11 protein-coding genes are annotated in these 10,740 nt (G+C 71.6%); 7 read left to right on the top strand and 4 right to left on the bottom strand.

What is annotated here, in order from left to right; genetic code table 11:
- Window positions 1-99: 99 nt before the first annotated feature.
- On the bottom strand, window positions 100-1,089 hold the full coding sequence (gene ppk2 / locus AC069T_RS10885) for a polyphosphate kinase 2 (protein ID WP_478782478.1): 990 nt from the start codon (window positions 1,087-1,089) through the stop codon (window positions 100-102).
- Window positions 1,090-1,196: 107 nt separating this feature from the next.
- On the bottom strand, window positions 1,197-1,439 hold the full coding sequence (locus AC069T_RS10880; protein WP_478782418.1) for a DUF6411 family protein: 243 nt from the start codon (window positions 1,437-1,439) through the stop codon (window positions 1,197-1,199).
- Window positions 1,440-1,825: 386 nt separating this feature from the next.
- On the opposite strand from AC069T_RS10880, the gene AC069T_RS10875 reads away from it, so the two are divergent.
- From AC069T_RS10875 to AC069T_RS10850, 6 genes are all read left to right on the top strand, one after another.
- The gene (locus tag AC069T_RS10875) at window positions 1,826-2,266 is read left to right on the top strand and encodes a helix-turn-helix domain-containing protein (RefSeq protein ID WP_478782417.1); all 441 of its coding nucleotides are present in this window, start codon (window positions 1,826-1,828) and stop codon (window positions 2,264-2,266) included.
- 208 nt (window positions 2,267-2,474) lie between these two features.
- A complete protein-coding gene (locus tag AC069T_RS10870; protein WP_478782416.1) occupies window positions 2,475-3,626 on the top strand; it encodes a winged helix DNA-binding domain-containing protein in 1,152 nt (383 codons plus the stop codon).
- 70 nt (window positions 3,627-3,696) lie between these two features.
- Window positions 3,697-4,485, top strand: coding sequence for an SAM-dependent methyltransferase (locus tag AC069T_RS10865; RefSeq protein ID WP_478782415.1), 789 nt, complete (start codon window positions 3,697-3,699; stop codon window positions 4,483-4,485).
- 143 nt (window positions 4,486-4,628) lie between these two features.
- Complete coding sequence (locus AC069T_RS10860) at window positions 4,629-4,889, top strand: hypothetical protein (protein ID WP_478782414.1); 261 nt, start codon at window positions 4,629-4,631, stop codon at window positions 4,887-4,889.
- Between the two features lie 13 nt (window positions 4,890-4,902).
- Window positions 4,903-5,457: a hypothetical protein gene (locus tag AC069T_RS10855; RefSeq protein ID WP_478782413.1), complete on the top strand. Its 555-nt coding sequence runs from the start codon at window positions 4,903-4,905 to the stop codon at window positions 5,455-5,457.
- Between the two features lie 109 nt (window positions 5,458-5,566).
- A complete protein-coding gene (locus AC069T_RS10850; RefSeq protein WP_478782412.1) occupies window positions 5,567-6,310 on the top strand; it encodes a phosphotransferase in 744 nt (247 codons plus the stop codon).
- 57 nt (window positions 6,311-6,367) lie between these two features.
- Here AC069T_RS10850 and AC069T_RS10845 read toward each other — a convergent pair whose 3' ends face one another.
- Window positions 6,368-7,225: an isocitrate lyase/PEP mutase family protein gene (locus AC069T_RS10845; RefSeq protein ID WP_478782411.1), complete on the bottom strand. Its 858-nt coding sequence runs from the start codon at window positions 7,223-7,225 to the stop codon at window positions 6,368-6,370.
- A gap of 313 nt (window positions 7,226-7,538) precedes the next feature.
- Here AC069T_RS10845 and AC069T_RS10840 point away from each other — a divergent pair, with 313 nt between their 5' ends.
- On the top strand, window positions 7,539-8,219 hold the full coding sequence (locus tag AC069T_RS10840; RefSeq protein ID WP_478782410.1) for a beta-glucanase: 681 nt from the start codon (window positions 7,539-7,541) through the stop codon (window positions 8,217-8,219).
- A 112-nt stretch (window positions 8,220-8,331) separates the two neighbouring features.
- On the opposite strand, the gene AC069T_RS10835 is transcribed toward AC069T_RS10840, so the two are convergent.
- Window positions 8,332-10,695, bottom strand: coding sequence for an AbfB domain-containing protein (locus AC069T_RS10835; protein WP_478782409.1), 2,364 nt, complete (start codon window positions 10,693-10,695; stop codon window positions 8,332-8,334).
- Window positions 10,696-10,740: the final 45 nt, after the last annotated feature.

The following is a 10,740-nucleotide window of genomic DNA, read 5'->3' as shown; positions in this document are numbered from 1 at the left end:
CTCTCCCCCCCCCCCCCCCCCCCCCCCCCCCCCCCCCCCCCCCCCCCCCCCCCCCCCCCCCCCCCCCCCCCCCCCCCCCCCCCCGGCCCCCCCCCCCGCTCAGCTCGCCGTCTCGGGGTGCTGACCGGGGCCGTCGCTGTGCGGGGACAGCGGAGTGGGGGACAGATCGGTGGGTTCCTCGCCGCGCTCCAGAAGCGTGTCGGCGGCGCCGATGATCAGAGGGTCGGCCGTCCCTATCGCCTCCGCATCCTTCGCCGCGTAATCGCAGCGCAGCAGGAGATGGCGGATCGCCTCCAGCCTGCCCCGGCGCTTGTCGTTGGTCTTCACCACCGTCCACGGCGCATACGGCGTGTCCGTCGCCCGGAACATGGCGACCTTCGCCTCGGTGTACGCGTCCCACAGGTCCAGCGAAGCCAGATCGGTGGGGGACAGCTTCCACTGCCGTACGGGATCGACCTGCCGGATCGCGAAACGCGTGCGCTGCTCGCCGCGGGAGACCGAGAACCAGAACTTGATCAGCACGATTCCGTCGTCGGTGAGCAGCTTCTCGAAGACCGGGGCCTGGGCGTAGAAGTGCCGGTACTCGGCAGGGGTGCAGAAGCCCATGACTCGCTCGACGCCCGCCCGGTTGTACCAGGACCGGTCGAAGAAGACGATCTCCCCGGGGGCCGGCAGGTGTGGGACGTACCGCTGGAAGTACCACTGCCCGGCTTCCCTCTCGGTGGGCTTGTCCAGCGCCACCACACGGGCCCCGCGCGGGTTGAGCCGCTCGGTGAACCGCTTGATGGTGCCGCCCTTGCCCGCCGCGTCCCGCCCCTCGCACACCACCACCACGCGCTGTCCGGTCTCCCGGACCCACTTCTGGAGCTTGAGCAGCTCGATCTGCAGAATGCGCTTCTGCCGCTCGTAGGACCTGCGTCCCAGCTTCGCGTCGTACGGGTAGTTCTCACGCCAGGTGTCGAGGGGCTTGCCGTCACCGTCGAGCAGTACGGGCTGCTCGGGGCGCTCCTCGTCCACACGGAGGCCGGCGAGAAGTTCCGCTCCGGCGGGCGTGTCCGCCCGCTTCGCGGCTTCCGGGTGCGGCCTCACCGGATCAACCACGGACTGGGTTCCCTCCTGCTCGCGACATCGGTGGCTGCACGCGCCGAAGCCCGGTGCGAGGACCGGACCGCGGCGGAAAAAGGACCTCTACCAATTCAGAATGGCATGCGGCTACGCGCCCGGCGTCCCGTGGACCCGCTGTGGCCGACCGCCTTGGAGCTGCTCCGGAACGGCTTGCTCAGCCAGCGGCCGAGTCGGCCCGGAGCCTTGCCCGCGGCCTGCGAACCGGCTCCGAGCGTGCGCTGCGTGCCACGCTCGGGGTGCCGCGAGAGCCGAGGCACCAGAAAAGCGAGAACGAGCAGAACGACGCACACGGCGACGACGGCGAGGACGACCATGACACACCTCGGGTCTTGAATCGGACGGGGTGACCGCCTGCCCCGCACTCCTCCGGCGCGTCACTGGGGACGGCGGAGCGAGCGCACGACGGCTGCCCCTCTGGGGTCTTCCGCGTGCCCGCTGCCAGGCCCCTCATGCGTGGTCCGGCCGAGTCGGCGTCCGGCTAGTGGCCCGGTGGCTCGGTGGTCCACGTGGTGCCGGGGTGGGCCGGGCGCCGCCCGGCCGGGACCCGCGGATGCCCTGGCCTAAGCTGACCCGTGGGCCCGTCGGGCAGCCGCCGGGGAGACAGGCGGACGCGACGTGATGATCCGGCGACTCCCGGGATGGTGCCCGCGTGCGCGGGTACCCGGCCGCCTGCCGGACCCCTTTCACCAGCCGAAGGGACATGATGAGCCAGAACCGCAACCTCGACGGCGTGCCGGAGGGCAGGGCGATGACGCCGGCGGAGTTCAAGGTCGTGCGCGAGTTCCTCGGCCTGACCGAGGAATGGCTGGCCGAGCACGTGGGGGTCTCGCCCGCCACGGTCGAGGAGTGGGAGCAGGGCATGGAGCACGTGCCCGGTGCCGTCCGGGCGGCTCTCGGGGACCTGGAGCGCCTGACCGGGGAGTTCGTCGGCAAGGCGGTGGCGGGCCTCGCCGACCTCCCCGAACCCGGCATCGTCACCTACCGGAACGATCTCGAATACCGGGCCGCGCACCCGGAGTCCGAGTATCCGGCCGCCTGGCACCGGGCGGTCGTCGCGCGGGTCGCCCAGGAGGTCCCGGGACTGTCCATCGCGTACGCGACCGACGTGGTGTCGGACGACGTGAAGGTCTCCGCGCAGTAGCGGCGTCCCCTCGTACCGGCGGACGCGAGCCGCCCGCTCGCACCCCGGGCGGGCGACTTCGTGGTGTCGGAGCGGGCCGACCTGACGGAGCCGGATGCCGCACCGCACCGTGGCGGGAGACAATCGGAACCGCATGCCGCACCGCACCGTGGCGGGAGACAATCGGAACCGCATGCCGCACCGCACCGTGGCGGGAGAGAATCACGGCATGAAGACGACCGCACGGGCGCTCAACCGTGCCACGCTCGCCCGCCAACTCCTGCTGCGGCGCGAACCGTTGGACGTCCTGGACGCGGTGCGACGTGTGGTCGCCCTGCAGGCCCAGCAGCCCGCCTCGCCGTACCTGGCGCTCTGGAACCGGCTGAGCGACTTCGACCCGGCCGCCCTCGACACGGCCCTGGCCGGTCTGCGTACGGTCAAGTCGACGCTGATGCGGCTCACCCTGCACGTGGTTCACGTCGAGGACTACGCGGCCTTCCGTGAAGCCATGGAGCCGACGCTGCGCGGATCCAGACTCGGGGACGCCCGCTTCACCGCGTCCGGGCTCACCGCCGACGACGCCGGCCCACTCGTCGAGGACCTGCTGGAGTACGCCGACCGGCCGCGTACGGCAGCCGAGTTGGGGAGCCGGCTCGCGGAGCGACGGGGGGCGCCGGTGGAGTCGGGGGCCCAGCGGATGCTGCGGCAGTACGCGCCGCTGTGGCACGCGCCCACCGGCGGGCCCTGGTCGTTCGGCACCAGACCGTCGTACGTCGCGGCGGACAGCCGCCCGGTGCCGGCGGACCCCGACGCGGCGGCCGAGGGCCTGTGCGTCCTGATCCGTCGCTACCTGGAGGGCTTCGGACCGGCGTCCGTGGCCGACATGGCGCAGTTCGCGCTGGTCCAGCGCTCCCGGGTCAGGGCGGCGGTGCAGTCCCTCGCCGACGAACTCGAGGTGCTGCAGGGCCCCGACGGCACGACCGTGTACGACCTCCCCGGCGCGCCACGGCCCGCCGAGGACACCGCCGCCCCGCCCCGGCTGATGGCGATGTGGGACAGCGTTCTGCTGGCCTACGCCGACCGCAGCCGCGTGGTCCCGCCCGCCTACCGCAAGCACGTGACGCGTGTGAACGGCGACGTGCTGCCCACCCTGCTGGTCGACGGTCACGTCGCCGGTGTCTGGCGCACCGTCGACGGCGGTATCGAGGCCACCGCCTTCCACCGCCTCCCGGACGACGTCTGGGAAGCGCTGGCCGAGGAGGCCGCGTCGCTCACCGCCTTCCTCGCCACCCGGGAGCCCGCGGTCTACAGACGCTACGACCACTGGTGGGTCAAGGGGCTGCCCGCCGCGGAGACGAAGATCCTCCCAACTGCCTTGTGAGCGCGTTGAGATGCTGTGCCGGACTACGATGATCGAAAACACTGGACCCCCTTGCGCGCCGGAGCCCGCCATGACGACCGACACACCTCACCCCCCGCGGATCGACACCAGCAGGGCTCATCCCGCGCGGGTCTACGACTGGCTCCTCGGCGGCAAGGACAACTACCCCGTCGACGAGGCCGTCGGTGAGAAACTGCCGCCCCAGGCACGGGACGCGGCGCGGCAGAACCGTCAGTTCATGCACCGGGCCGCGGCCTGGCTCGCCGCGGAGGGCATCGACCAGTTCCTCGACATCGGCACGGGCATCCCCACCGAGCCCAATCTGCACCAGATCGTCCAGCGCATGGTGCCGTCCGCGAAGGTCGTCTACACCGACAACGACCCGATCGTGCTGCGGCACGCGGAGGCGCTGCTGATCAGCCACCGCGAGGGCGCCACGGACTACATCCAGGCGGACGTGCGGGAACCCGCGGCGATCCTCCAACGGGCGCGCGCCGTACTGGACTTCGACCGTCCCGTCGCCCTGTCCCTCATCGCCCTGATGCACTTCGTCCCCGACGCACAGGACGCCCACGGCATCGTCCGCAACCTGGTCACCACTCTGCCCTCAGGCAGCTACCTCGTTCTGTCGCACGCCGCCTCGGATCTCCATCCCGAGCTGGCGGCACAGGTCACCGCCGAGTACGCGAGGGCCGGCATCCAGCTCGGCTTCCGTACCCGCCCGGAGGTGGCCCGCTTCTTCGACGGCCTCGAGCTCGTCGAACCGGGCCTGGTCACGGCCCCGGAATGGTTCCGCACGACTCCGGCGCCCGAGCCCGAGGGCAGCGGCGTCTACGCGGGAATGGCACGCATCCCCTGACGGACGCGACCCGCGACCGAGGCACTGTCCCCCCAAGGCCGCCCCATCACCCAACACCCTTGCCACGTAAGCCACTTGCCCGGCTTGCGGCACCAGGTGCGGGGTAGACGGGAAGCCTCGAGGCAATGGAGGGGAGCAGGAACATGACGTCACGGGGGACGGACCAGACGTCCGGGCTCGGCGACCTCGAACCCGGTACCCGGCAGAGGGCGCAACTCCGCACGCGTATCACCGACATCGCCTGGACGGCCCTGTGCGTCGTCCTGCTGCTCTGGGCGCTCTGGAGCGCCGTCGGCGCAGCACGGGGCGTGACCGCCTGGGTGTACTGCGCGGTGGCATGGGTCCTGCTGGCCGTGGCTCTGGGGCTGCGCCTCGCCGCGGTTCACCGCAGGACGCGGCTCTAGGAGGGGACGCATCGTGGAGAAGCTCAACACCTTTCTGGCCGAGCACCTCTGGCTGCAGGTCGTCCTGTCGATCCTCGCCGCCGGCGGCCTGATCATGCTGATCAGTCCCGGCGAGTCACCGGTCGCGCTACTGGGGCGCCTCGCCGTCACCTCGGTCGGCGCGGTGATCGTGCTGAGCGTCGTACGGCGCAAGGAGAAGCGTGCCGCCGGCGGTTCGGCGACCGGTCTCGTGTCCCTGGACCAGAAGCTGCGCCGCGGCGAGGTACCGGCGGACCCGGCGGAGCGACAGGCCATGCGGGAGCTCGTCGCGCAGCGACTGCACCGCACCCGTCACCGGGTCGCCGCCACCGTCTTCCTGGTTCTGATGTCCGCCTCCCTCCTGGTCGCGACGGCCATGACGGCGGGTCCGCGACAGACGATGGGCTTCTCCCTGCTCGCCGTGGTCGGCCTGGGCTGGATGATCTACGCGGGGAACCGGCAGAACCGACGGCTGCGGCACATGCGTGACGTCCTGGGCGTCTCGCCCGCCGCGGCGAACGCGGGAGCCGGGTCACCGGACCGCCGCTGAGCGGACGAAAGGCTGCCGCTCCGGCAGCCGGCCACGTGGTGGTGACGTTCGGTGGCGCCGCCCCGGAAATAGCGGGCGCGGCACGCGACGGGAGGAGGAACATGTGTCCATGCCCTACTCCGGACCTCCCTCGTCGAGCGTGCGGGTGCCCGCGCCGGTCACCGCTTTGTCCCAGGGGCGCCCGATCCTGCCGGTGTGGCAGAACGAGCTGGGCGGCCTGACCTTCCGGATCGGCGACGGGCCGGACGGCCTGTTCGCCAAATGGGCTGCGGCGCACTCCCGGCTCGACCTGGCGGCGGAGGCCGTACGGCTGCGCTGGGCCGGTGACTTCACGCCGGTGCCGCGGGTGCGGGAGCAGGGGTCCGACGCCGAAGGGTCCTGGCTCGTCACCCACGGGCTGCCCGGTGACAGTGCCGTGAGCGAACGGTGGAGGGCGGACCCCGGCAGCGCGGTCCGTGCCATGGGCGCGGGCCTGCGGGCCCTGCACGAGCGGCTGCCGGTCGCCGAGTGCCCCTTCAGCTGGTCGGTCGGCCGGCGTCTGGCACGTGCCCGCGCGGCAGGCGTCCGGGTGCCCGCGGACCTGCCCGAACCTCCGCCGGTCGACCGCCTCGTGGTCTGCCACGGCGACCCCTGCGCACCGAACACGCTGCTGCACGACGACGGCTCCTGGGCCGCGCACGTCGACATGGGCGCGCTCGGCGTCGCGGACCGGTGGGCCGACCTGGCTGTGGCGACCTGGAACACTCTGCACAACTACGGCCCTGGCTGGGAGGACGACCTCCTCGACGCCTACGGCATCGCTCCGGACCCGCAGCGCACCGCCTTCTACCGAAGGTTGTGGAGCGTGACCTGAGGGCAGGCGGCCTACCGGGCCGCCGCCCGTCGCGCGCTCGAACCGGAGTCGCGGATGTCAGGCCGGGATGCGCCAACTCCCGTGACGCCTGCTGATGTTCCGTTCGAGAAGCTCCGTGGACGCCTTGACGCTCGCACCGCCGGGCGGGGGCTCCGGGAGCCGTCCGTCCGCGTCCCTGAGACGCGTGAGGGCGGTGTCGATGGCGTCGTGCGCGGCGAACAGGCAGGGCGTGCTGTAGATCGCCACGTCGACTCCCAGCTCCGTCAGCTCGGACAGGGACAGCCGGGGCGACCTGCCGCCGCCCCTCTGGTTGAACAGCAGCGGCACCCCGCCGGTCACCTCGCGGATCCGGCGGACGGACTCGACGGTACGCACGCCGTCGACGAGCACGACGTCCGCCCCGCTCTTCGCCAGAGCCACCGCGCGGCGCTCGATCTCCGCGTCCTCCGTGGCGTCGGTGCGCGCCACCACCACCATCTCGGTACGGCTGTCGAGCACCATGCGGAGCTTGTCCAGGTATTCCTCCAGCGGCAGGATCTGTTTGCCGTCGGCGTGGCCGCAGCGGCGGGGCCGCTTCTGATCCTCGAGGATCACCCCCGACGCCCCGGCACGTTCGAGACGCTGGACGACGTGGCAGGCCACCTCAGGGTCGGCGTAGCCGTCGTCGATGTCCACCAGCAGATGGTGCCGGGGGAACGCGAGGCGCAGCCGTTCCGTGAACGCCACGATGTCGGGCCAGGCGATGAACCCGATGTCGGGCAGCCCGTAGTGGGAGGCCGCGAAGCCGAAGCCCGAGACGAACAGACCGTCGTAGTGACGCGCCGCGAGGGAAGCCGAGTACATGTCGTAGATCCCGATCAGCGGTGTCGTCTCCGCGCCGGCGATGGCCTCACGCAGTCCGAGCCCGTAGCTCATTGACCCTCCGGGGGCAGGCGGCGGCGCACCGCCGCGGTGGTGAAGTACGCGGTGATTCTCACAGTGCCGCGCATACCGGTGCGAATCGGTGTCACTCGGCCGGACGCGGCACTTACGGACACCCGCTCGGATCCGATGGCCTGTTTCCTCACCGGCCCCCGCCGCCCCACCCGCGTTGTGCCGTCCCAGGTGGATTCATCCCATCGGGTTGTTAGGGCGGCCACGGGGCCGATCGGAGCATGGGCGGCTGCACGCTGGGGAGAAATCGACCGCCGCAAGGCCACGTTCCTCCCTCACGACAAGGAGTCGGCCCATGTCCGATGTCGTCTTCACGGCCGACTTCAGTTCGCGCCGTCAGTGGGTCGCCGGGCGTTCATGGGCCTATCCGGGGGGAGGCCCGGTCAACCGGTCGGACGACAAACTCGACTACCTGGTGTCCGACCCCGCCTACTCCCGCGGCGGGATCTTCCGTGCCACCCGGCGGCGGGACGGCCTGTGGAGCACGGGTCTGCTGACCACCGAGGGGAGCGAGGACGGTTTCGTCGTCCGCGCGGGGGACGTCCTGGAGACGCGGGTGCGCCTGCCGAGGGAGATGGGTGCCTGGCCCGCCGTCTGGACCTGGCGGGACGGAGACCAGGAGATCGACGTCTTCGAGTACCACCCCGACCACCCGGACCTGCTGGAACTGTCCAACCACGTCCGCGGTGGCCATCTCTACCACCAGAACGAAGCCGTCCGCCCCGGCGGGCTCCTCGAACTGCGCGTCGAGTTCGGTGCCCGCTCCGTGGTCTGGTGGGTGAACGGCGTACGCACCTTCGCCGACGAACGCGGCGTGGGGGAGGACTGGTTCGCCCACCTGATCGTCAACCTGTCCGTGTGCGGCGGGCGTTACCACCCGCCCCCGGACCCGGGCGTCAAGGAGATGTCGTACGCCGTGGAGCACCTGACCGTGCGCCGTCCGCCGCTCGCCGACGCGGCGGAGGACTGCCCTTGACCGTGCGCCGTCCGCCGCTCGCCTGAGCGGCGGAGGACTGAACGGGCGGGGGCGCACCGCCCGGTGACGCCGCCGGGCTCGGCGCCGTGGACGGTGCGCCCCTCCCCTCTGCTCAGGGCGCCCAGGGCGCCTCGACGGCCCAGGTGGTGTCCTCGGCGAACGAGGTGGGGTTGTCCCAGGCATGGGTGCCGCCCGGCGTGGCGAGCCACAACTCGGCGTTGTAGTGCCGCAGATACTGCTCGGGGAAGTTCGACGCGGACAGCCGTACGGCGCCGCCCGCGCCCCGTACGGCGCAGAAGGTCGCGTCCGCCCTGAACACGTCCCCGCTGCCCGCCTCCTTGTAGACGCGGAAGTCGCGGTGGCGCAGGTACTGGCCGGGATAGTTGCGTGACTCGAAGGAGTAGCACGCACTGTCGGCGAGGCCCGGCACGATCTTCCAGGTGGCGTCGCTCTTGAGCAGAGCGCTGCCGGTGGCGTCGACCACGTCGGTGTACGCGGCGCCGTCCCGGTGCCGCAGATAGCGGTTCGTATGGCCGGGTGTGGTGACCCGCAGGGACTTGTACTGGTTCGCGGGCAGGGCGACGGGGGTCACCGGTGTGCGGGAGGTGTCGATGAGCGCGCGGTTGGCGGCCCGGACGCGGGCCGTGTCCACCTTGACGACCTGCCGGTCATAGGTGAGCAGGCCGTTCGCCTCGTTCTCCACGTCGGTGATCTCCGTGTAGACGGAGGCGGAGAGCCCGGCCGGCATCCGCACCTCGCGCAGGGCGTCGAGGAGCCCGACCAGGCGGTTGTCGAGGTGGGCGGGGTCCGGCTGGTCCTCGTAGCTGAAGCCGCCGCCCGGATACCACTCGTGACCCGGCACCCTGTAGCCGAGGCCTCCGTACTCGCCGAGGACGGCGGCGCGGGTGGCGCCGGGCACGGTGGTGCCGGGGCCGACGTAGACATGCTGGTCGAGGACGTCGCCGTTGCCGCCGTCGACCGCGCCGCAGCAGTTGACGCCGCTCATGTTGTCCACCAGCCGCGAGGGGTCGTACGCCTTGACGTGGTCGGCGATGCGAGCCTGGTCGTACTGCCCCCAGCCCTCGTTCTGGTCGACCCACATCACCACGGAGGGTGAGCTGCGGTGCTGGTCGATGATGCGGTCGTACTCGGTCTCCCACTGCGTCCGGGCGGCGCCGTCCGGGGTGCGGGTGTCCATCGAGGGCATGTCCTGCCACACCAGCAGCCCGAGCTTGTCCGCCCAGTAGAACCAGCGCTGGGGTTCGACCTTGATGTGCTTGCGCACCATGTTGAAGCCGAGGTCCTTGTGCTTCTGCAGGTCGTACCGGAGGGCGTCGTCGGTGGGCGCGGTGTAGATGCCGTCCGGCCAGTACCCCTGGTCGAGGGTGCCGGTCTGGAACACGAACGTGCCGTTGAGGACGGGGCGCGGGACGCCGCCGGCCTTCGCGATGCCGATCGAGCGCATGCCGGTGTAGCTGCCCACGGAGTCGACCGTCGTCGTACCGGCGACCAGGTCCGCCTTCACGTCGTAGAGGAACGGGTCATCGGGCGTCCACAGGTGCGGGCCGGGTACCGGCACCGAGAACGTGCTGCCGACCGAGCCGGTCGCGCTGCCCACCGTGGTCGAGCCCGAGGAGACGCTCACCCGCGCGTTCTGGCCCAGGACGCCGTCACCTCTGACGGTGACCCGGAGCGTGTTGTTCGTGAGGTCGGGCACCAGGTCGAGCCGCGTGATGTGGGCCGCGGCCGTGGGCTCCAGCCACACCGTCTGCCAGATGCCGGAGGCGGCGGTGTAGAAGATCCCGCCGCCGGGGTGCGGGGCCACGTCGTTGATGCGTTGCTTGCCGATCGCCTGGCCGCCCGTCTGGGTGGGGTCCCAGACCGAGACGACGACGGTGTTGGTGCCGCCGTTGAGCAGGTCGGTGATGTCGTACGAGAAGGAGTCGTACCCCCCGCTGTGGGTGCCCCCGGCCTGCCTGTCGTTGACCCAGACCGTCGTACGCCAGTCGCTGGCACCGAAGTTGAGCTGGACGCGGCGGCCGTTCCAGCCCGCGGGGACCGAGAAGCTGCGCTTGTACCAGAGCTTGTCGTTCTGGGTGATCTTGCGCTGGATGCCGGAGAGCGCGGACTCGGCGACGAACGGCACCCGGATCCGGTCGGGGAACGACGCGGGCCGGCCCGCGTCCGCAGGGGTGACGGCGAAGTCCCAGACGCCGTTCAGGTTGGCCCAGTCGGGGCGGGTGAGCTGGGGGCGAGGGTACTCCGGCAGCGGCTTGTCGACGGGGACCTGGTTCGTCCACGGGGTGGTCATCGGGGACGGTTTGGGGGTCCACGCGGCGGGAGCGGCCTGGGCGGCGCCCGTGGCCGTCAGGGCGGCCGCGCACACCAGCGTGAGGGTGGCGAGCACGGAGGTGATCCGCCTCGCTCGCCGTCTGAGCCACACGGTCGGGGGGCGTGGAGGGGCGGTGCTGCGCATCGTGACTCCTTGGGGTCGGAAGGGGGCGCAAGGACGTGCACGTAC

This window comes from Streptomyces sp. NPDC043867, from assembly GCF_056435845.1.
Note: the sequence above shows the minus strand (reverse complement) of the source record. Positions and strands in the feature narration are given on the sequence as shown.